The 23,131-nt window shown below is 45.1% G+C and carries 20 protein-coding genes; 13 read left to right on the forward strand and 7 right to left on the reverse strand.

What is annotated here, in order from left to right:
- The 3 genes from F941_RS16680 to rplU all read right to left on the reverse strand — a co-directional run.
- Positions 1-392: hypothetical protein (locus tag F941_RS16680; RefSeq protein WP_005011529.1), on the reverse strand; the 392-nt coding region annotated here is incomplete at its 3' end.
- A gap of 226 nt (positions 393-618) precedes the next feature.
- On the reverse strand, positions 619-873 hold the full coding sequence (rpmA, locus tag F941_RS11765; RefSeq protein WP_005011531.1) for a 50S ribosomal protein L27: 255 nt from the start codon (positions 871-873) through the stop codon (positions 619-621).
- A gap of 19 nt (positions 874-892) precedes the next feature.
- Positions 893-1,204, reverse strand: coding sequence for a 50S ribosomal protein L21 (rplU, locus tag F941_RS11770; protein ID WP_005011534.1), 312 nt, complete (start codon positions 1,202-1,204; stop codon positions 893-895).
- Positions 1,205-1,656: 452 nt separating this feature from the next.
- Between rplU and sdsA the strand changes: the two genes are divergently transcribed.
- From sdsA to F941_RS11815, 9 genes are all read left to right on the forward strand, one after another.
- On the forward strand, positions 1,657-2,634 hold the full coding sequence (gene sdsA, locus F941_RS11775; protein ID WP_005011536.1) for an All-trans-nonaprenyl-diphosphate synthase: 978 nt from the start codon (positions 1,657-1,659) through the stop codon (positions 2,632-2,634).
- Between the two features lie 25 nt (positions 2,635-2,659).
- On the forward strand, positions 2,660-4,702 hold the full coding sequence (locus F941_RS11780; RefSeq protein WP_005011538.1) for a site-specific recombinase: 2,043 nt from the start codon (positions 2,660-2,662) through the stop codon (positions 4,700-4,702).
- Between the two features lie 161 nt (positions 4,703-4,863).
- Positions 4,864-5,463, forward strand: coding sequence for a phosphatase PAP2 family protein (locus tag F941_RS11785; RefSeq protein WP_005011544.1), 600 nt, complete (start codon positions 4,864-4,866; stop codon positions 5,461-5,463).
- A gap of 37 nt (positions 5,464-5,500) precedes the next feature.
- Positions 5,501-6,742, forward strand: coding sequence for an efflux RND transporter periplasmic adaptor subunit (locus F941_RS11790; protein WP_005011545.1), 1,242 nt, complete (start codon positions 5,501-5,503; stop codon positions 6,740-6,742).
- 12 nt (positions 6,743-6,754) lie between these two features.
- Positions 6,755-9,934: an efflux RND transporter permease subunit gene (locus F941_RS11795; RefSeq protein ID WP_005011546.1), complete on the forward strand. Its 3,180-nt coding sequence runs from the start codon at positions 6,755-6,757 to the stop codon at positions 9,932-9,934.
- A complete protein-coding gene (gene adeK / locus F941_RS11800; protein WP_005011547.1) occupies positions 9,934-11,388 on the forward strand; it encodes a multidrug efflux RND transporter AdeIJK outer membrane channel subunit AdeK in 1,455 nt (484 codons plus the stop codon). Before F941_RS11795 ends, adeK begins: the two co-directional genes overlap by 1 nt.
- Positions 11,389-11,526: 138 nt before the next feature.
- Positions 11,527-11,883, forward strand: a complete 357-nt coding sequence (locus F941_RS11805; RefSeq protein WP_018573093.1) for a YbjQ family protein — start codon at positions 11,527-11,529, stop codon at positions 11,881-11,883.
- 4 nt (positions 11,884-11,887) lie between these two features.
- Positions 11,888-12,325 (forward strand): YbjQ family protein, encoded by a 438-nt coding sequence (locus F941_RS11810; protein ID WP_005011549.1) that lies wholly within the window; start codon positions 11,888-11,890, stop codon positions 12,323-12,325.
- A 180-nt stretch (positions 12,326-12,505) separates the two neighbouring features.
- Positions 12,506-13,540, forward strand: a complete 1,035-nt coding sequence (locus tag F941_RS11815) for an agmatine deiminase family protein (RefSeq protein ID WP_005011550.1) — start codon at positions 12,506-12,508, stop codon at positions 13,538-13,540.
- Between the two features lie 98 nt (positions 13,541-13,638).
- Here F941_RS11815 and F941_RS11820 read toward each other — a convergent pair whose 3' ends face one another.
- The gene (locus F941_RS11820; RefSeq protein WP_005011556.1) at positions 13,639-14,445 is read right to left on the reverse strand and encodes an SDR family oxidoreductase; all 807 of its coding nucleotides are present in this window, start codon (positions 14,443-14,445) and stop codon (positions 13,639-13,641) included.
- A 52-nt stretch (positions 14,446-14,497) separates the two neighbouring features.
- On the reverse strand, positions 14,498-15,169 hold the full coding sequence (locus F941_RS11825; RefSeq protein ID WP_005011559.1) for a hypothetical protein: 672 nt from the start codon (positions 15,167-15,169) through the stop codon (positions 14,498-14,500).
- Positions 15,170-15,373: 204 nt separating this feature from the next.
- Here F941_RS11825 and F941_RS11830 point away from each other — a divergent pair, with 204 nt between their 5' ends.
- The gene (locus F941_RS11830) at positions 15,374-18,268 is read left to right on the forward strand and encodes a valine--tRNA ligase (RefSeq protein ID WP_005011560.1); all 2,895 of its coding nucleotides are present in this window, start codon (positions 15,374-15,376) and stop codon (positions 18,266-18,268) included.
- A gap of 67 nt (positions 18,269-18,335) precedes the next feature.
- Positions 18,336-19,289, forward strand: a complete 954-nt coding sequence (locus tag F941_RS11835; protein ID WP_005011561.1) for a DUF6414 family protein — start codon at positions 18,336-18,338, stop codon at positions 19,287-19,289.
- 102 nt (positions 19,290-19,391) lie between these two features.
- Here the strand turns inward: F941_RS11835 and F941_RS11840 are convergent, their stop codons facing one another.
- Positions 19,392-19,760, reverse strand: a complete 369-nt coding sequence (locus F941_RS11840) for an endonuclease domain-containing protein (RefSeq protein WP_005011562.1) — start codon at positions 19,758-19,760, stop codon at positions 19,392-19,394.
- Between the two features lie 236 nt (positions 19,761-19,996).
- Complete coding sequence (locus F941_RS11845) at positions 19,997-21,067, reverse strand: hypothetical protein (RefSeq protein WP_018573095.1); 1,071 nt, start codon at positions 21,065-21,067, stop codon at positions 19,997-19,999.
- Between the two features lie 137 nt (positions 21,068-21,204).
- Between F941_RS11845 and F941_RS11850 the strand changes: the two genes are divergently transcribed.
- Both F941_RS11850 and F941_RS11855 read left to right on the forward strand, forming a co-directional pair.
- Entirely contained in the window at positions 21,205-21,741 is a 537-nt protein-coding gene (locus F941_RS11850) for a hypothetical protein (protein ID WP_005011564.1), read from the forward strand.
- A gap of 402 nt (positions 21,742-22,143) precedes the next feature.
- Positions 22,144-23,091 carry a transporter substrate-binding domain-containing protein gene (locus F941_RS11855; protein ID WP_005011565.1) on the forward strand — a complete coding sequence of 316 codons (948 nt, stop codon included), beginning with the start codon at positions 22,144-22,146 and terminating at the stop codon, positions 23,089-23,091.
- The last annotated feature ends 40 nt before the right edge of the window (positions 23,092-23,131 follow it).

Below are 23,131 nucleotides of genomic sequence, written 5' to 3' on the forward strand. Positions count from 1 at the left end.
CCGTTGCCGTTGCCGTTGCCGTTGCCGTTGCCGTGATCATTATGACCACCCTGTCCGCCACCGCCATGGCCACCTTGCCCATTTTCATGCCCGCCACCGCTGCCGCCGTGACCATCATGGCCTGAGCTGCATCCCGTATGGCAAGAATTATCCGCAATAACAGGATCTATGCTGTTTCCTGCCCATGCCGCACTGCCGATTGCAAATAGAATGCTTACAGCCAGCATTTTAGGCATTGCTTGCGCAACTGGTGAATGTGGTTTTGGTTCACGCATCATGCTGTTTGAGAAATGAGTTGAATCTTCAAGCCCTGTAACTCTCAAACCATTTTCAGGAAGTTTCCTACTTTTGGAGCAGGTATTTATGAATACTTTTCTTAATATTCTATTCATGTCCTTATCCTTTTTTTGTACTTCTCCCCTCCTATTACACACATTCATTTATGTGACGTAAATCACATTTAATTACACTTTAGAGATTTAATTATTAGTAAAGATTTCAGGTTATTATTTATTTTTCTTGTGAATTTTTATTTGTTTTATTGAAATAAATCTTTTTGGAATGATTTGTTTGGCAAAAAAAAACCCGCAAAATTTGCGGGTTTTTTTCTATTAAAGCTTAAACTTCAACAGATACGTAGCGACGACCGAATTGGCCTTTCACTTCGAATTTGATTACGCCGTCAGCAGTAGCGAACAAAGTATGGTCACGGCCCATACCTACGTTTGCACCAGCGTGGAATTCTGTACCACGTTGACGAACGATAATGTTACCAGCAGTCACAGATTGACCGCCGTACATTTTAACACCTAACATTTTAGGATTCGAGTCACGACCGTTTTTAGTCGAACCACCGGCTTTTTTAGTTGCCATGTCTATTTACTCCTCGTAATTAGCCTGAAATAGCTGTAATTTTCAACTCAGTGAACCATTGACGGTGACCTTGTTGTTTACGATAGTGTTTACGACGGCGCATTTTGATAATGCGGATTTTGTCGTGACGACCATGGCTAACTACTTCAGCAGTAACAGTAGCGCCAGCAACAACTGGAGCACCGATTTGAATGCTGTCACCGTTAACAAGCATCAACACGTCATCAAACGTAATTGTTGCGCCAGTTTCAGCTTTCAATAATTCTACTTTAAGGGTTTCACCCTCAACCACACGGTGTTGTTTACCACCGCTCTGGATAACTGCGTACATAATGTACTCCAAACATGCCCGTGTCGCCGTGCCGGTAAAGGAATATACCGATCTTAAGACGATCGCCACTGGGGTCATACAAGGGCAAGGATTTTAAGCGATCTGCATAAAAACAACAAGCCATTTGCACAAAAAATTATCCAAAAGCAGCGGCTGTTTTATAAACAAATATTTTTAGCGCCTGCACATTCGCGCAACTGCAGAAAACATCTTTCAAAAATTCAAATAGATTTTTAAAATCAATTCGCTACTATAAGGCTTAAGATGAATCACAAAATGCCAGCCAGACTTACTTCACTCAGCATTTTATATTCACATCAGGTGATCTGAACTTAGCCTGATTTAAAATTATCATCTAATTTTAAATCAGCCGCCGAGCTTCATATCTGTAATTATTATACGAAATTGCTAAACTATAGTGGCAATTCAAAATTACTGAGGTTCTTCTTCACATGACCATCGACTTCAAGCAAGACATTCTCGCTCCTGTTGCTACTGACTTTGCCGCGATGGACAAATTTATCAATGAAGGGATTACCTCAAAAGTTGCTTTAGTCATGGCCGTCAGCAAACATGTGGTTGAAGCTGGCGGCAAACGCATGCGTCCCATTATGTGCTTACTTGCCGCCAAAGCCTGCGGCGCAGAAGACATCGCAGAGCACCGCAAATTAGCCGCCATTATTGAAATGCTGCATACTGCAACCCTGGTGCATGATGATGTTGTCGATGAATCAGGCTTGCGCCGCGGGCGCCCGACAGCCAATGCCACCTGGAATAACCAGACTGCGGTTTTGGTCGGAGACTTCCTGATTTCACGCGCATTCGACCTGCTGGTCGACCTGAATGACATGGTGCTGCTGAAAGACTTTTCTACTGGCACCTGTGAAATTGCAGAAGGCGAAGTCTTGCAGCTGCAGTCTCAGCATCAGCCGGATACTACGGAACAGACCTATTTAGATATTATTCACGGCAAAACTTCACGCCTGTTTGAATTGGCAACAGAAGGCGCAGCTATTCTTTCAGGTAAACCCGAATACCGCGAGCCGCTGCGAAAATTTGCCGGCCACTTTGGCAATGCCTTTCAAATCATTGATGATATTTTAGATTACACCTCAGATGCTGAAACATTAGGTAAAAATATCGGTGATGATTTAATGGAAGGCAAACCCACTTTGCCTTTAATCTCTGCACTGAAGAATACCTCTGGTGAAGAGCACGACATAATCCGCCGCAGCATCGCTACTGGCGGCACGGCAGACTTAGAACGGGTAATTTCCATAGTTCAGACTTCTGGCGCCTTGGATTACTGCAGCCGGCGCGCCACCGAAGAAACCAACGCAGCGCTGGATGCATTGAATGCGCTTCCTGACAGTGAATACCGCCAAGCGCTGATTAATCTCGCAAATTTGGCATTGCACCGCATTCAATAAACTAAAGAATCGTAACCGCTTGCTTATGCATATAAAATTGAATGATTTATTCCTGCAAATGCAGCACCAGCTTGACACCCGTCAGGCTGTGCTGGATCACAATCTATTGATCGAGCTGGTGAACCGCATCCGACCAGCAGACACCAAAAACACAGAAGAAATACATCAAAAATTTAAAGCCTTTTACACAGCCTTATTGTTGACGCCGGATGCCGCCTCTACGCTGCAAAGTTTTGTTCTTAAATTAATTAGCCGCTATAAGCAAACCAGCCTCTATGCGGATACCGGAATTCTGTCTTTAGATGGATTCTTTAATCAGCTGATGCAGCGTTTGGGCGCCCACTTTTTACCTTTAATTCATGACGAAAGCCAGCTGCAGGAACTATTGCGTCAAGTTTTTCATCAGCGCAGCGATAAATACTGGCTGGATGAAATTGACGATGCAGAATGGCAAAATCTGTTTAGGCTGTTCAATCAAGGCCATGGCAATCAGGATGAAAAAAAGCAAATCCGCCGTGAATTGATTAAAGCCATCACAATTTTGTCATACCGTGTCAGCGGCATCGGCTTATACCCTGAATTTATCAATGCGCACCCAGAATTGACCGAGTATGAATCGCCGTTTTTAGTTCAGAACCGTGAAATTAATGAGTTTATTCAGCAATATAAGCATCTGCACCAAAATGCGGAGCAAATGAGCGCCGTCGAGCCACCAGATGCATCGCAAGCGCTGGTGATGCTGGATCAATGCCGTGAAGTAACGCTTAAAATCCGCAGAGCCACCAAGCGCAGCGGGGTCAGCGTCAGCCTGACTTATTTACTGTCGTTACTGGAACAATGTTTGGAACGCATTGAAATTCTGCTGAACCTGATTGTGGAAGAAGATGATGTCCGCTACAGCTCGATTGGCGCATTGCTGGTTGATGTTACCGACGCCCTGTATAGTGAACGCAGCGTCCGTTCTTTATTAGCGACAAACAGTGAGTTGATGGCGCTGCAAGTCACCGAGAATGCCAGCAAGACAGGCGAACATTACGTCAGCAGCGATAAAAAGGGCTTTATTGCCATGTATAAAGCTGCTGCTGGCGCCGGCGTTATCATCGCGGTCATGGCGTCACTGAAAATTCTGGCAGCCCGCTTAACATTGGCGCCGCTGATGCAGGCCTTTCTGTTCAGCATGAACTACTCTTTTGGCTTTATGCTGATTCATGTGCTGCATTTTACCGTCGCGACCAAACAGCCGGCAATGACTGCAGCCGCATTGGCGGCCACGGTGCAACACCGGAAAGGCTCAAAAAATGCGCAAATAGCAGAATTGGCTGCGCTGATTATCAATATTATACGAACCCAATTTATCGCCATTTTGGGCAATATCTCAATTGCGATTCCAACGGCCGCACTGATTACTTATTTTTGGCAAGCCGCCATGCATGAGCCTTTGCTGAGCCATGCCAAAGCCTCTCACCTGCTGCACAGCTTAGACCCCTTTACCTCACTGGCGATACCGCATGCTGCGATTGCCGGCGTCTGCTTGTTCTTGTCTGGCTTGCTGGCCGGATATTTTGACAACATGGCCATTTACCGCAAAGTCGGGCCGCGCATTCAAGCCCACCCTGCGCTTAGGGAAATCATGGGGCAAGAGCGTTTAAATGCATTCGCGGCTTATATCGAACGCAATTTAGGGGCTTTGGCAGGCAACTTCTTATTTGGCATCATGCTCGGCAGCATGGGAACGCTGGGGTATATTCTCGGCTTGCCGCTGGATATCCGCCATATTGCCTTTGCATCCGCCAACTTTATTCAGGGTTTGATGTGCATCAATGGCGGACCTGAAATCGGCTTGGCGATTGTCTCGTTCTTAGGAGTGCTGTGCATCGGCCTGACCAACTTATTTGTCAGCTTTACCCTCACCATTATTGTGGCGCTGCGGGCGCGCCGTGTGCGCTTTGAGCAATGGAAACCCTTGGCAAAATTGGTGCTGACGCATTTCCTGACCCGCCCTAGCGACTTTTTCTGGCCGCCGAAACAGCCTTTGGAAATTGAAGATTCATCCCATGGGCAGAAGTAAAGTCATTAAAAAAATTGTTAATTTATATTATCAAGTGTTAAAAAAACACAAAAAAGAAATTAGCATAATTTACACACACTTGAAATAAAGTGTACTGATGAGTACACTTTACCACTTAATTTATTCGGACTTGTTCCTTATAAAACAACAAGGATTCAAGCATGCCGAAACTCTTGCTTTTCCTGAGTTTGTTATCATTGACAATCAGTATGTTGCTATACAAATCACCTGCCTTTAGCGCTTATGATTTAGGCGCTGTGGCATGGATGTACGAACACAGAACCCCTGTCTTAAATATCGCAGCTCAAGGGTTTTCTATCGCAGGCGGCATGCCATTTGTATTATTTTTAGCCACACTATGGTGTTTACGCCAAGCATGGTATAAAAAATATTCAGATATTGTTTTTATCAGTATAGGATTGGTTGGAAGTATTTGCATCGCTTGGGTGCTTAAGTATTTCGTCTCTAGACCGCGTCCACCTGAAATGTATTTCTTGGTGAAAACCTATGGAGATTCATTTCCAAGTGGACATAGCCTTTATGCGGCTGCTTTAGGCTGTTTGGCGATGTACATTTCCCAGCAGCATCCACGGCATAAACTGATCTGCCTCATTGCAAGTCTATGGATTTTGCTGATGGGCATTTCAAGAGTCTATGCCGGCGTGCATTTTCCTTCCGATGTCTTTTCTGGCTGGAGCATAAGTTTTATTTGGATCACGCTGCTGTATTTCGCACTCGTAAAATACCAGCAGCCTAAATAAATAATTTTAGATAAAAATCTAATATAGAGGTGAAAGAATGATGTCTGCAAAGCTTTGGGCTCCTGCCCTGACTGCTTGCGCATTAGCAACAAGTATTGCACTTGTCGGTTGTAGCAAAGATCCAAAAGACGCACAGCAAGCTGGCGCTGCTCAGCAGATGCCTCCAACTGAAGTTGGCGTGCTTGTTGCCCAGCCGCAAAGCGTAGAACAGTCTGTAGAACTTTCAGGCCGCACTACAGCATATGAAATTTCTGAAGTGCGGCCGCAAACCAGCGGTGTCGTTCTGAAACGTCTATTTGCTGAAGGCAGCTATGTCCGTGAAGGCCAAGCGCTTTACGAGATCGATTCCAGCTCAAACCGTGCGAATGTTGACAATGCGCGCGCGGCGATTGCCAGCGCTGAAGCAAATTTAAATGTTCTGCGTGTAAAAGAAGGGCGTTACCGCCAGTTGGTGGGTTCAAATGCCATTTCTAAGCAAGAGTATGACGATATTGTCGGTCAGGTAAAACTGGCTGAAGCAACGCTGAATGCTAACCAAGCGGTCTTAAAGAATGCGCAAATCAACTTGGGCTATTCAACTGTCCGTGCGCCAATTTCAGGTCAAACCAACCGCTCAACAGTCACTGTCGGCGCATTGGTAACCGCCAATCAGGCAGAACCGCTGGTGACCATTCAGCGCTTAGATCCAATCTATGTGGATATCAACCAGTCCAGCGCAGAATTGCTTCGCTTGCGTCAGCAGCTGAGCAAAGGCGCAGTGGACAGCAGCAACAACACCAAAGTGCAGCTGAAGCTGGAAGATGGCAGTGACTACCCTGTGGAAGGCCGTTTAGCATTCTCTGATGCCAGCGTGAATCCAGATACAGGCACAGTCACTTTGCGTGCCGTATTTTCCAACCCGAGCCACTTGCTGCTTCCAGGCATGTTCGCGAACGCAAAAATTGTACAGGCCGTTATTCCAAATGCGTACCTGATTCCGCAAGCCGCGCTTACCCGCACACCGACTGGCCAAGCAATGGCTATGTTAGTAAATGCAAAAGGCGCTGTTGAATCCCGCCCAGTAACCACTGTTGGCGTTCAAGGCAAAGACTGGATTGTCACTGACGGCTTAAAAGCCGGCGATAAAGTCATTGTAGACGGCATTGCGAAAGTGAAGCCTGAACAGCAAGTTACAGCTAAACCTTACCAGCCTCAAGCTGCTCAAGGCGCCGCTGGCCAAGCAAAACCAGCTGCTCAAGCTGCTGCCAAGCCTGAACAAAAAGCTACTTCAAATTCATAAGGGGTAGACTGAATGGCTCAATTCTTTATCCATCGCCCAATTTTTGCTTGGGTGATTGCGTTAGTCATTATGCTGGCGGGTATTCTCACGCTGACAAAAATGCCTATCGCGCAGTATCCAACCATTGCCCCGCCAACGGTAACGATTTCTGCAACTTATCCAGGTGCATCTGCAGCGACTGTTGAAAATACAGTAACGCAGATCATCGAACAGCAAATGAATGGCCTTGACGGTCTGCGCTATATTTCATCAAACAGCGCAGGCAATGGCCAGGCTTCTATTCAGCTGAACTTTAACCAAGGTGTTGATCCGGATATCGCGCAAGTTCAGGTGCAGAACAAATTACAGTCTGCAACTGCGCTTTTGCCTGAAGATGTTCAGCGTCAAGGGGTAAAAGTCACTAAATCAGGCGCAAGCTTCCTGCAAGTTATTGCATTCTATTCGCCTGACAGCAGCTTATCTGCAGATGACATTAAAGACTATGTAAACTCGAATATTTCAGAACCGCTCAGCCGTGTTGCCGGTGTCGGTGAAGTACAGGTATTCGGCGGTTCATATGCGATGCGCATTTGGATGGATCCTGCCAAAATGGCAAGCCTTCAAGTAACGCCAAGCGATATCGCCGCAGCATTGAAAACGCAAAATGCTCAAGTGGCTGTCGGCCAACTGGGCGGCGCACCGTCTGTGCAAGGCCAAGTGCTGAACGCAACTGTGAATGCGCAAAGCCTGCTGACAACGCCTGAAGAATTTAAAAACATCTTCTTGAAAAACACAACAAGCGGCGCACAAGTGCGTTTGGGCGATGTTGCCCGCGTCGAATTGGGTGCAGACAACTATCAGTTTGACTCCAAATTCAACGGCAAACCTGCCGGCGGTGTGGCCATCAAGCTCGCTACTGGCGCGAATGCCTTAGATACAGCCGCTGCAGTTGAAGCCCGCCTTGTAGACCTTCGTAAAAACTACCCGACAGGCATGCAGGACAAACTTGCATTTGATACAACGCCGTTCATTCAATTGTCAATTGAGAGTGTGGTTCACACCTTGGTTGAAGCGGTGATTCTTGTATTCCTGGTCATGTTCCTGTTCTTGCAGAACTGGCGCGCGACCATCATTCCAACAATGGCTGTGCCAGTCGTAGTATTGGGCACATTTGCTGTTATTAATGTCTTCGGCTTCTCTATCAACACGCTCACCATGTTTGCCATGGTGCTTGCGATTGGCCTTCTGGTCGATGATGCAATTGTTGTCGTGGAAAACGTTGAACGGATTATGGCCGAAGAGCATCTGGATCCTGTGGAAGCCACAGAGATCTCGATGAAGCAAATTTCCGGCGCATTGGTCGGCATTACTTCTGTACTGTCAGCGGTATTCGTACCAATGGCATTTATGAGCGGGACCACAGGTGTAATTTACCGCCAGTTCTCGATCACGCTGGTTACAGCCATGGTCCTGTCACTGCTTGTCGCGTTGACCTTTACCCCTGCCCTGTGTGCGACCATCCTGAAACAGCATGATAAAAATGCGGCGCCAAGCAACAGCTTGCCTGCGCGTTTCTTCCGCTGGTTTAATGAAACATTCGACAAAGTCGCCGGCAAGTATCAAAACGGCGTAAACCGCATGACGCACCATAAGCTGTTTTCAGGCTTACTGTATGGCGCCGTGATTGTGGTTTTAGGCCTTCTGTTTACTAAACTGCCGTCTTCGTTCCTTCCGGATGAAGACCAGGGTGTCGTGATGACACTGGTGCAATTGCCGCCAAACGCGACATTGGACCGCACAGACAAAACCATCAGCACCATGACTGACTACTTCCTGAACAAGGAAAAAGATTACGTTGAATCCGTATTCAGCGTATCGGGCTTCTCGTTTACAGGTGTCGGTCAAAATGCTGGTTTAGCTTTTATTAAATTAAAAGACTGGGAAGACCGGACCACACCGGAAGCTCAAATCGGTAAGATTATTCAGCGCGGCATGGCATTGAACATGATCGTTAAAGATGCTTCTTACATCATGCCATTGCAGCTTCCAGCAATGCCTGAATTGGGTGTGACTGCTGGCTTTAACCTGCAGCTGAAAGATTCAAGCGGTTTAGGCCACGAGCAGCTGCTAAATGCGCGTAATGCCATTTTAGGCATGGCTGCACAAGACAAGCGCTTAACTGGCGTGCGTCCGAACGGTCAGGAAGATACCCCTCAGTACAAAATCATTGTTGACCAAGCGCAAGCTGGCGCTATGGGTGTGAGCATCTCTGAGATCAACACCACAATGGGTATGGCATGGGGCGGTTCTTACATCAATGACTTTGTTGACCGCGGCCGCGTGAAAAAAGTTTATGTTCAGGGCGAAGCGGATTCCCGCATGATGCCTGAAGACCTGAATAAATGGTATGTCCGCAACAACCAAGGCACCATGGTTCCGTTCTCGGCATTTGCAACAGGCGAATGGACTTACGGTTCACCGCGTCTGGAACGCTATAACGGCATTTCATCGATGAACATTCAAGGCACACCTGCTCCGGGTGTCAGCTCTGGCGATGCAATGGCGGCGATGGAAGAAATCATTGCGAAACTTCCGTCTATGGGCCTAAAAGGCTTTGATTATGAATGGACAGGCTTGTCACTTGAAGAGCGTGAATCTGGTGCTCAAGCGCCGATTATTTACGCGCTGTCTTTATTGATCGTATTCCTGTGCCTGGCTGCGCTGTATGAAAGCTGGTCAATTCCATTCTCTGTACTTTTAGTTGTCCCTCTAGGTGTTGTCGGTGCAGTCGCATTAACCTTCCTTGGCATGGTATTGCTTAAAGATTCAAATCTTTCAAATAACATCTACTTCCAAGTCGCGATCGTAGCAGTCATTGGTTTGGCTGCCAAAAACGCGATTTTGATTGTAGAATTTGCGAAAGAACTTCAGGAAAAAGGCGAAGATCTGTTTGAAGCGACAATGCATGCCGCAAGAATGCGTTTGCGCCCAATCATCATGACAACCCTAGCCTTTGGTTTTGGTGTACTTCCGCTTGCGTTAGCATCTGGCGCGGGTGCAGGCAGCCAGCACTCTGTAGGTTATGGCGTACTGGGCGGCGTAATCAGCTCGACCTTATTAGGTATCTTCTTTATCCCTGTGTTCTACGTATGGATTCGAAGCATCTTTAAGTACAAACCAAAACAACAAAATAATCAGGAGCACACATCGTGATGCAAAATATATGGTCTATTACAGGTCGTAGCATTGCGGTTTCTTCACTTGCGCTTGCTTTGGCTGCCTGCCAAAGCATGCGCGGTCCAGAACCAGCAGCACAAGCAAACATTCCGCAAGGCTATACAGCAAGCGCGTCTGGCACTTCTGCTGCAGAGCAAGGCTATAAGGACTTTTTCTCAGACCAGCGTTTGGTTCAAGTTCTGGATTTAGCACTGGCAAACAACCGTGATTTGCGCACTGCAGCCCTGAACATTCAGCGCGCACAGCAGCAATACCAAATCACTGAAAATAACCAGCTGCCGACCATTGGCGCAAGCGGCAGTGTGCTGCGCCAAGATACCCTAAACTCACAAAAGCCAGTTACGTCGTATAACGTTGGCCTCGGTGTGACAGCGTATGAACTGGACTTATGGGGCCGTGTCCGCAGCTTAAAAGACAATGCCTTGGACAGCTACCTTGCAACTGCAAGCGCACGCGATGCAACTCAAATTGCATTGATCGGCCAAGTTGCGCAAGCATGGCTCAGCTATTCATTTTCAAATGCAAATTTGAAACTGGCTGATCAAACGTTAAAAACACAGCTTGAATCTTACAATCTGAACAAAAAACGTTTTGATGTCGGCATTGACAGTGAAGTTCCTGTTCGCCAGGCGCAAATCTCTGTAGAAACCGCCCGCAATGACGTTGCAAACTATAAGACTCAAGTGGCGCAAGCGAAAAACTTGCTGAATCTTCTGGTCGGCCAGCAAGTGCCTGACAACCTGATGCCAAATCAGCGGGTCACCCGCATTACCTCAGCCAGCGCTATCGGCTCTGGCTTGCCAAGCGACTTGCTGAACAACCGTCCTGATGTGCGCGCAGCGGAATACAAACTGTCTGCAGCTGGCGCAAACATTGGCGCAGCCAAAGCGCGCCTGTTCCCGACCATCAGCCTGACCGGCACTGCGGGTTATGCATCGACTGATTTGAGTGATTTGTTTAAATCAGGCAGTTTTGTCTGGGGCTTAGGGCCAAGCCTAGATATTCCAATCTTCGACTGGGGCACACGCAAAGCCAACATCAAAATTTCAGAAACAGAGCAGCAAATTGCGCTGTCTGATTATGAAAAATCAATTCAGTCTGCATTCCGTGAAGTCAACGATGCTTTGGCTGTGCGCCAAAACATTGGTGACCGCTTGTCTGCCCAGCGCCGCTTGGTGGATGCGACCAATACAACTTACAAACTGTCGAATGCCCGCTTCCGTGCAGGGATCGACAGCTACTTAACCGTATTGGACGCGCAGCGTACCTCATATGCCGCTGAACAAGGCTTGCTGTTGCTTGAACAAGGCAATTTAAACAGCCAAGTTGAACTGTATAAATCTTTAGGCGGCGGCATTAAAGCCAATAGCGGCGATGCTGTTCAACAGCAGCCCTCTACCGCTGAACGCAAGGCAGATGCCGCGAAATAAGCAGATTGCTTAAAACATAAACAAGCTCACTCCGGTGGGCTTTTTTATTGCCCAGCTGATTTATCAATCAGCAATCTTGCTTTTATTCAATACATTGCCTATCTTCAATGCATCTAAAATACACACATGAATCACCCTATGATTTTAAGCAATCTTGAGACTGTGCCTGGACATACCATTACCCAGCAATTGGATGTTGTCTATGGCAGCACCGTGCGCAGCAAACACGCTGGCCGCGACTTTATGGCTGGGCTGAAAAACATTGTCGGCGGCGAACTCAAAGGCTATACCGAACTGCTGGAAGAGTCACGCCAAGAAGCCATGAGCCGCATGATTGAAAAAGCCCGCGGCTTAGGCGCCAATGCCATTGTCGGCATCCGTTTTTCGACCTCAAACATTGCGCAAGGCGCATCTGAATTATTTGTTTACGGCACTGCCGTGCGGGCGGAAGCCAATATGCCGAAACTGGCTGACCCTTTCCCTGCCCAAGGCTAAAGCGATGGATGCTTTTTTATTTAAAGTCCTTGTTTTTGTGATTTTGTTTACGGTGGGATGGGCTTTCGGCCGCCATGCAGAACGCAAGCATTTAAACGAATTGGAGCTGCAGGAACGGCGCTTGGCCTACATCCGCATAGACAATAACCGCTTCAAAACCAGTGAGCATTTAGGTCAGCTGGTTTCAAGCAATGTGGTAATCTCGCATGATTATTTTAAATATGTGATTGCCAATATTCAGAACTTTTTCGGCGGCCGCCTGACCAGCTATGAAAGTGTCGTTGACCGCGCGCGCCGTGAAGCTGTCGTGCGTTTAAAACTGGAAGCTGAAAAAATGGGCGCCACCCATATCATGGGGCTGCGTTTGAGCACCACTGAATTAGGCATGCAAGGCGGCATGATTGAAGTCTTTGCATATGGGACCGCCATTCAAGGTCCTTAAATAGCGACTATTTACCCATCATCCATTCACTAAACTCAAACAGCATGAGCTTTCAAAATAGCTCATGCTCTCTCACCTTCTACCGCACACCTTGATGGCAGATTTCTCGCTAGAGCATAACGCTCTACACTGAACACAATAAAAATGGACATCACCTACACTGCAAAGAGGCCACAGATAATGAAATCTTTAGCACTGAAAATAAGTATGAGTGTACTTATTATGCTTCCACTTGCAGCCAAAGCTGAATTAATTGTACTGGCATCCCCTCAAAGCAATGATGCTTACTATGCAAAAATGATTGATGATATTTTCGATTTTCATGTCGATTATGCAAAAAAAATTATTAAAAACGGAGACAATGTCGTTGTTCTGGCGGATAAACATCTCTACCCCGACTATGTCAAAGCCTTGGGCAAAAAACATGTGGCGATCGCGCCGATGCATGATATTTGGATGCGCGACTTCACCAGTGCCAATCCAGCCCAGCCTGTCATGTTCCGCTACACGGCCGCAGGACAAGGTGGCGCTAAAAAAGCTCAGGCCATTTCAGATGAAGTGCAGGACGAGTTTAAATACTACAGCCAAAAGGCAGGCTTACAGTTTATTCAAAGCAAACTGTTGAATGATGGCGGAAACTGGGTTGAAGATGGTTATGGCAATGTCGTCCTCAGCACCAAATTCCTAGCGGATAACAAGCTCACTGAAAGCGAAGCCCGTAAAAAACTCATGGCATTGACTGGTGCCAAGCAGATTGCGTTCATTGAAGCCGATGAACAAGGGGGCTTGGAACATGCCGATGGCGTAGTCAGCTTTGTCGACCAAAACACCTTGGTGATTAATTCCTACCCAGATAATCCTGACTATGCCAAGCAGCTTAAAGCAGATTTAAAGCGCGGCCTTCCCAATGTTAAAATTCATGAAATCATCACGCCTTATGACGGTAGCGAAATCTACGATGAAAAATTTGGTTCTGCATGTGGCTTATACACCAACATGTTAGTTACGCCTGATCGGATTTACTTCCCGCAATTTGGTATTAAAGAGGATGCTGTCGCTTTACGGCAAATTCGCAGCGTAACCAAACGCACCGTGATTCCTGTACAGTCTTCTCATGTCTGTCATATGGGCGGCGGTGTGCGCTGTATGTCCTGGCAAGTGCGTGGGAAAAATGCGGAATTGTTCTTAAACTATTTAAATAACATCAGTAAGTAGGGCTGCTCTGTTCCCCTATCAAAACATCGGGGATGGAATATGGGAACAGCATGATCCCTAAAGGCAGGTGGAAGTGGCTTTCCTCCCGCCTTTTAAATTTACTTCACCTGCGCTTTACGGATCATTTTATACAGCATGCTTGGCGATAAACGCGAGACCCAAGTCCCCAAGACTTCTTTACGGCCGCCGACAACAATATATTCCTCACCTTTCAGCAATGCTTTTACTGTCATTTGCGCAAATTCATCGGCTTCCAAACCATTGGCTGTTGCTTCATTATCATAGCCCTGCGCCTTGCCCTCACCATTGAGCGCATTAATCGACACATTGGTTTTAACAAAACCCGGGAAAATTACCGAAACATTTACCCCGTCGTCAGCAACTTCTGCACGCAAGCTATTGGCCCACATGTGAATCGCCGCTTTGGCTGCAGAATAAGATGCGCGGTATTGCGTGCCTAATAAACCAGCCACACTGGACACAAAGACAATGCGTCCGGATTTTTGCTTTAAGAAAGCTGGCAATACGGTTTTGGTTAAAAAGACTTGAGAGAAATAATCCACTTCCATAATGGCGCGTTCAGTCTGCATGGTGGTGTCGGCAATCAAAGCGCGCTGGCTTAAGCCTGCATTATTCACCAGCCAGTCAATTCGGCTCTTGCATTCCAGCACTTTTTCATAGGCATGGCGGACTTGGCCCTCGTCGGTAATATCGGCTGGAATAGATACATGCTGATCCGGGTTCAGCAAACCGACCCGGACATTTTCCAGCTCCTCAAAACGGCGCGCCGTCAACACCACTTGCGCGCCCTGCAAAGCGCATTCCTGCGCCAAGGCTTTGCCCAAACCGGATGAAGCGCCTGTAATCCATACGACCTTACCCTTTAAATCATCCAGCTTTGCCATGATGCATTCCTTATGAAATCATTGTTTTATTAAAAAGTTGCTATCCCGCAGTTTAATCGTTTTTTTGCGTCTGCTCATTATTCAAAAAAACCAAAAAGTGGTCAAAATAACCGCTTATCGAGTTGGCATCATAAATTTTACCCAATTTATCAAAACGCTTATAGCCCAGCTGGGTCGTCACATGAATCACGCCATTGAGCGTTTTATCCACCACCACATTAAATTTCAGCATTTTTTTCGGCTCGCGGATTAAATGCGTGACCCCTTGATCCACCACTTCTGTAAATGCTTTTAATGCCGGCGGAACGCAGGCATTGTTGCCGTCTTTCATTTTCTCGACATGCCCCAGCAGCTCATTGGCCAAGCTATGGTCTATGGGATAGGTCACATAAAAATGCCCGTTCTTCTCTATGGTCAAATCACGCAGATAATTCACCATCGGCACCAGACGCTCATTAGCGAAAAATGAGACCGACCATGGCATATATTTACGGGTGGTGTCTAAAATCTGCTGAATTACTTTTTCAGATTCATGATCCCCAGAGGTCGACATTTTGGCAATATTGCCAAAGACCTGATCAATAATTTCACAGGCAATATCCGCCAAATTCTCCCCGAGCGGCTTTGCCAGGCTTTCTTGATCTCCTGCATTCAGCTTTCGATGCAAATCGGTAAAACGCTGATGTGTTTCCGGCAAAATTTTCAAAGAGATAGAATAACTCATGCACTGAACTCCTTTTTTTATAATGTGCTGCGAACCTTGCGCTTATATCTGCCCCTATCATAAAGCCTTAGATGAAAACTGCCAACTGGTTCTTATTTTCAGGCTGCAAACGGATAAAGTTTCCATGCGCGCAAAGTGCCTAAACCCCGTTTTTTTTTGCTACAATAGATGCAATTTTTTATCTACTTTTGATCTGTTTAGACTATGACTGATTCAGCGCAAAATATTGCTACGACCTACGATCCTACCGAGATCGAGAAAAAATGGTACAAGACTTGGGAAGAACGCGGCTACTTTAAGCCCTCTAAAAAAGGAGAATCATTCTGCATCATGATTCCGCCGCCTAACGTCACAGGCAATTTGCACATGGGTCATGGTTTCAACAATGCCATCATGGATGCCCTTACCCGCTACAACCGCATGTCGGGTAAAAATACTTTATGGCAGCCAGGGACTGACCATGCCGGTATTGCAACGCAAATGGTGGTTGAGCGCCAGCTGGGCGCGCAAGGTGTCAGCCGTCATGACTTGGGCCGTGAAAAGTTCATCGAAAAAGTGTGGGAATGGAAAGAACAATCGGGCGGCAACATTACCAACCAAATCCGCCGTTTAGGTTCATCTGTAGACTGGTCTCGTGAACGCTTCACTATGGATGAAGGCCTTTCAAACGCGGTTAAAGAAGTGTTTGTAAAACTTCATGAAGAAGGCTTGATCTACCGCGGCAAGCGCCTTGTAAACTGGGACCCTAAACTGCAGACTGCCCTTTCTGACTTAGAAGTTGAATCGGATAAAGAAGAAGCGGGTTCATTGTGGCACTTCAAATACTTCTTTGAAGACAAGTCACTGCGTACTCACGACGGCAAAGACCACATTGTGGTTGCAACCACTCGTCCTGAAACATTGCTTGGCGATACAGCCGTTGCGGTTGCCCTAGATGATAAACGCTATGCTGCATTGGTTGGCAAAAACATCATCCTGCCGATTACAGGCCGTGCTGTTCCTATCGTTAAAGATGAATATGTAGACAAAGAATTTGGTACAGGCTGTGTAAAAATCACCCCTGCGCACGACTTCAATGACTATGAAGTCGGCAAACGCTGCGAATTGCCAATCATCAACATCTTCAACAAAAATGCTGAAGTGCTGGCTGAGTTTGAATACATCGCAAAAGCGGGCGAACAAATTTCTAAAACCATCCCTGCCCCTGCAGACTACATTGGCTTAGAGCGTTTTGAAGCGCGTAAAAAGCTAGTCGAACAAGCGGAAGCGGAAGGCTGGTTAGACCAAATTCAACCGTATACACTGAAACCGCCTCGCGGTGACCGTTCGGGCGTGATCGTTGAGCCGTTACTGACGGATCAATGGTATGTAAAAATTGCACCATTGGCTGAACCTGCAATTAAAGCAGTGAAAGACGGCGACATCAAATTTGTCCCTGAGCAATACAGCAACATGTACATGGCTTGGATGAACAACATTCAAGACTGGTGCATCTCGCGTCAATTGTGGTGGGGCCACCGCATTCCTGCTTGGTATGACGCAGATGGCAACATCTATGTGGGCCGTAACGAAGCTGAAGTTCGTGAGAAAAATGGCATCCCTGCGGATGTGCAATTGGATCAAGACGAAGATGTACTCGATACATGGTTCTCTTCTGCGCTGTGGACTTTCTCAACATTGGGCTGGACTGGCGACGCGAAAAAAGATGCAGAAAACTATTTCTTAAATACTTTCCACCCGACGGATGTATTGGTGACTGGTTTTGACATCATCTTCTTCTGGGTTGCACGTATGATTATGTTTACGCTGCACTTTATGAAGAATGAAGACGGTACGCCGCAAGTGCCGTTCAAAACTGTATACGTACACGGTTTGGTGCGTGACGGTGAAGGTCAGAAGATGTCTAAATCTAAGGGCAACGTGCTTGACCCATTAGATTTGATTGACGGTGTGGATCTTGAAACTTTAGTACAAAAACGTACAACAGGTTTGATGAACCCGAAACAGGCATCGAAGATTGAAAAATCAACGCGTAAAGAATTCCCTGAAGGCATTCAATCTTACGGTACTGACGCTGTTCGTTTCACTTTCTGCGCGCTTGCCAATACAGGCCGTGACATTAAGTTCGACATGAAGCGTGTTGAAGGCTACCGTAACTTTGCCAATAAAATCTGGAATGCAACGCGTTTCGTAATGATGAATATTGAAGGCCAAACCATTGGTACTGAAGTTCGTCAAGACCTTTGGGAATTGCCTGAACAGTGGATCGTGAGCCGTCTGCAAAAAGCAGAACAAGCGGTGCAAACAGCGTTTTCAACCTACCGTTTAGACTTGGCTGCGCAAGCGATCTACGAGTTCATTTGGAATGAATACTGTGACTGGTATGTAGAATTAACCAAACCAGTTCTGAACGATGAAAATGTTTCTGAAGAGCGTAAAGCGGAAGTTCGCCGTGTTCTTCTTGCTGTAATGGAAGCGTCTTTGCGTTTAGCGCATCCGTTAATGCCTTACCTAACAGAAGAAATTTGGCAAACGCTTGCACCGAAACTCGGCATCTCTGGCGAAACGATTATGTTGGCGCAGTACCCTGTTACCGATGAAGCGAAAATCAATGAACAAGCTGAAGCAGATATGCAATGGCTGCAAGGTTTGATTGGCGCGGTACGTAACATCCGTGGTGAAATGGGCTTAGGTAATGCTCGCTTGTTGCCTGTTCTTCTTCAAAACACGACTGATACTGAAAAAGCGCAGATCGCTCGTATTGAGCCATTGTTCAAAGCATTGGCAAAAGTTGAAAGCATTACTTTCCTTGCTGATGGCGAACAACCGCCATTGTCATCGTCATCTGTAGTCGGACATGTGTCTGTATTCGTTCCAATGAAAGGCTTAATTGACCCGAAAGCGGAATTGGGCCGTCTGCAAAAAGACTTAGACAAAGTGCAAAAACAGCATGACCAAATTGCCACTAAACTTGGCAATGAAGGTTTTGTAGCGAAAGCACCTGCTGCAGTGGTTGAAGGCGAGAAAGTGAAACTTGCTGAATTTGCTGACCAGTTAGCGAAGATTAAAGCGAATATGGAGCAAATTGCAGCGCTTTGATGTGTTGTTAATTTAACCTAACCTGTAGTATAAAGGGCTGATTATTCAGCCCTTTATTTTTATAAATATGAAAGACTTATTAGAACCTATTTACCTTAATGAAAAGATGCTTCTCAACTGTGCTGGATATTTATTTGATGGAGTCGAAACCTCAACCAATATATCTCATACTAATTCTGATCAAAATAATAAGAGACTAAAAGGTACTGCCAATATTGGTACAAATGGCATTCTTGAATGGTTAGCGAAGGCTGAAGGAAATTTTGAAGGAAACTTAGATAATCAAAGCCATAACAATTATTCTAAGAGTTCAACAAAGTATTTAACCCTCGGTGCTATTCATATGAAAGTACTAAAGGAGTTATATGTAAATGAATATGTTCATGAAATTAAAGATCTTACAAAGATTGAAAGTGATATACCTTATAAGAAAATTGAGGGTATTTTACAACCTGTCGACTTTTTCGAAATTATACAAATAATTAAGTCTCTAACACCTCACTTTGAAACCATTTTCAATCTATTTGGTAATGAAATTTTTAGTAATAAAACAATTCCTCAAAAAGGGAATAAACCAAGTAATCAAGCCCTAAATGCAAAAAATGGTATTCAAATTTTAACTGGTGTTATCAATGAACTAGAAAAAAATTATTTAGAATCTAATTTACTTGAAATGATGATTTTAGATAATCAAGGAAAATGTATCGGTATTGTTGATTTAGACATTAATGATCAAGACCCTAAAAGAATCAAAGCCCAACTCACTGATGGATACTTTCACATTTATGGGAAAATCACAAAAACAGTTAGCCCTGATGGTGAAATTGATTTAATTCAACGTAGTTTAATCTCCCCATTACTTCGTATTCTTGAACAAGGTTTTATCGCTTGGCAAGAACATCAAAAAGCTATTCAATTTTTATTAGTGAAAGAATTTATTATGCAAAAATTAAATCAAGTTCTTAAATTAAAAATTCAGGGTCCCGCTGTGAGAATTCGAGCTATGTCGATTTGTATCTAATACCCTCACCCCAGCCCTCTCCCATAGGGAGAGGGAGCAACCTTTGTGAATTTCAGCGTTGTTTGACGCTCAATGAATGTTCCCTCTCCTTTTAGGAGAGGGTTAGGGAGAGGTCTGTTTTAATTCAGAATATCTCTGCCACAAATCCTCCAAAACTACATCCGTCCGCCCCAACACATCATGATTCCAATACCGTACAACTGTTAAACCCAAAGCCTCTAAAAACTTGGTTCGTTCAGTATCATATTCAATCGCATCGTCTGTGCCATGCTGACTGCCATCTAACTCAATGACTAAACCCAACTCATGACAGTAAAAATCCACAATATATGGTGCAATCACATGCTGTCTGCGAAATTTAAGGTTCATAAAACGCTTATTACGTAAAAGTTGCCACATTAAAATTTCAGCATCGGTGGCGGTGTGGCGCATGGATTTGGCAAACTCTAATAATGCAGGATCTATTTTCATTTTTATTTCCCTCTCCCCCTTGCGAAGCAGTGCTTCTCATCCCATAGGGAGAGGGAACTTTCATTGTGAATCTAATTTTTATTATGAAATTTTAGCCCCACCAATATATCGAAATTTATAACTTAAATTTGATATGTAATGGATTTCCCCTCTCCTTTCAGGAGAGGGTCAGGGAGAGGTGAATCTAAAAACAACCCCTCACCCCGACCCTCTCCCAAAGGGAGAGGGCGAAAAGCTTAAAGCACTTGATGCTCCAACAACATCTCCAACCCACTCTCTTTTCCCATATAGCCTAGCCGTTGCTTTTCTACTTTCACTTGCTGTTTTAAAGCCGAAGTGTCTGCATCAATCTGCTTATACAAGTCCTCAATTTTTAGTTTGCCTTTAGACTTTTGCACGGTAATTTTAGCGCTTTCAGACCATACCAAAGCATCAATCAAATCATCTATTTGGCTTTGCAGTTTCTGACATTGCGCATCCAGCGCCATTTTATAAAACTTGACCTGCTCGGCACTTAAACCCTTTTGCGAACTGCTTTGACTGGATTCCACCTGCAGCTGCAATTTCAGCAGATAAAACAAATCCTGCTGTTCATAGGCTTCATTGGCGCGCTGGAATAATTTGGTTTTTTCTAATTTTTTAGTTTCATCAGGTTCGCGGTCAGGGTGAATGCTGGCCGCAATTTTTAAATACACCGTTTTCAGCGACTGCTCGACTAGCTTTTCTGCCTGTTCGCGTTTTTCTTGCTGGCGTTTGAATTTGGCCTGTTCACGCGCTTGACTGTAATGCTCTCCGTTCCAATCCTCATGCTCCCACTCGGTATTTTCCCAATCCTCAGCCTCGTCCATTTCATTGGCTTCTTTAAAATCACCATTCAGATCTGAATACGCTGCATCATTTTTCTTTTTAGATTTCTTATTGAGCTCATACTCAGCCATTTGCTGATAATATGCATACAGCTCATCCACCTTTTCCAGCTGCGCTTGATTCAGCAGCTTTGAAGATTTCAGTATTTTGGCCAAGGCATAAATTTTATCATCCAGCTGCGCAGCATCGGCTTTGCTGAACTCATAACGGCTTAGGCTATTCCAAAGCTGTTCTAATTGCTTAAATAACACTTCATGCAGCGCTGCATACACCGGCATAAAGCGCTTGCGGCTATATAGTTGAATATCTGATTTTGCATTTTCCCATGCCGCCAGTTCCCGTTTCAGCTGTTCAATTTGATCAATTAAACGGTTGAGCTTTTTCTCAGGAGTAGAGCGCTCGATATTGGGCTGAACCGTGGTTTTTAAATCAAAAGCCATAAGTAAATGCAAAGCAAAAGAGCGATTATAGCGCAACTTTATGAATGAACACCCAAAGCCTGAATCGGCTATTAATGCCATATCGTTTCCATGCAATAGTTGGCACAATCAAGACAACAATAAAATGAGAATATTCAATGCCAACACAAGCAGATTTAATATTTAATCAAGAACTAGCCGCGTGGGTGCAAGCCGTCGGTTCCGTCATTGCCATTTTCGTGGCCATTAGTGTACCTCTATATTTAAACCATTTAGAACTACAGCGTGACCGCACATTGCAAAACATACAAAAGCAAAAATATTTTGTGACACTCCTGCCCACGCTCTACCGCATTAAGCGCTACAGTGACGATTTCCTTATACAAATGCAGCAAAATAAACAAAGTACCGAAAATATTTTGCATACCCTAGAAACCGAATATTTAGAACTCATTCCAGTCTTTGCCAAAGAACTGCATATTTTTGTGCATAGCCAAATATACGATGCCAATTTAAACCAGCTGGCTTTTGAACTGTTTCATTCTGAAGAAATCCTGCAACAGCATTTATTGTTAGCCAACGACAAAAAACAGATTAAACATCAAAATGCATTAATAGAGCATGGACAGCATATTCATCGCCTGAGCATGGCTTTAATTGAACACATAGAACAATATTATGAAACATCTAAATAAAGGCAACATCTGAATAATTGATTCAACAGAATAGTTTATTCTAATCAAAGCGAGCCTTAACCTTTTTACTTCTGCATCCCATAGTTCTATTTTTTTAAAAATAGCAGCCCTGTTCAGCAGGCTACTTTTGTCTAAATTGAAATTAAAAATCAGCATAGCTGGCACATATTGTGCTGTACTTTTCTTATATTTCTGCGCCATAAAAACTGTTTAAATCATAACCATTTACCGTTAACAAATCGTAAAAAAATTTGCTTGAGCAATTCTTCAAATCTCGCTTAAGATGAAATCTAATGTACGGTTTTTGTACATGTCAGAAATCATCTTTGCAACAACCTGATGGCTTTAAACCATCGACAATTAAAGCAATTGATGAACAAGCAATAAAAAGGAGTTTTGCCAATGATCTATAAACGCACCATGACCTCCCTGTTCTGTGCAAGTGCTCTCATGCTCGGTCTGAGTGCCTGCAGCGACAATAAAGCTCCATCTTCTGATAAGCCTGCGGGCGGCGAAGCAACAGCTTCCGACTCAGGTACTTTAGATAAAATCAAAAAGTCCGGCACCATTGTCTTGGGCTACCGCGACTCCTCTATTCCATTTTCATATATTGCCGATAATCCAAACCAGCCCGTTGGCTATGCGCATGACCTGCAGCTGAAAGTGGTAGAAGCGGTCAAAAAGAAATTAAACATGCCGGATTTAAAAGTCCGCTATAACCTTGTCACCAGCCAGAACCGTATTCCTTTAGTCTCTAACGGCACTGTCGATTTAGAGTGCGGTTCCACCACCAACAACAAAGAACGCCAGCAGCAAGTGGCCTTCTCTACAGGCTTCTTTGAAGTCGGTTCCCGCCTGCTTACCGCCAAAGATTCCGGTGTCAAAGACTTTGCTGACCTTAAAGGCAAAAAACTGGTGACCACTGCGGGCACAACATCAGAGCGCTACATCCGCCAGCATGAAAAAGAGCTGGGCATTGGTGAAGTCATTTCGGCCAAAGACCATGCGGAATCGTTCTTAATGCTGCAGAATGGCCGCGCGGCAGCCTTTATGATGGATGACATTCTACTGGCAGGTGAAAAATCGAAGGCACAAGATCCAAATAAATGGGAAATTGTCGGCACTGCGCCGATTCATGAGATTTACGGCTGCATGATGCGTAAAGGCGATACAGGCTTTAAGCAGGTTGTTGACGATGCCATTAAAGCGACTTACAGCTCAGGCGAAATCAACGAAATGTATAAGAAATGGTTCCAAATGCCAATTCCGCCTAAAAATATTAACTTGAATTTCCCAATGTCCGATCAGCTGAAGGCGCTTATCAGCAATCCGCATGACCGTGACGAATAATCATCCCTAAACATTCTGTAAATGCTTAAGCCAAAAGGAA

This window comes from Acinetobacter bouvetii DSM 14964 = CIP 107468, assembly GCF_000368865.1.
Lineage (GTDB): Bacteria > Pseudomonadota > Gammaproteobacteria > Pseudomonadales > Moraxellaceae > Acinetobacter > Acinetobacter bouvetii.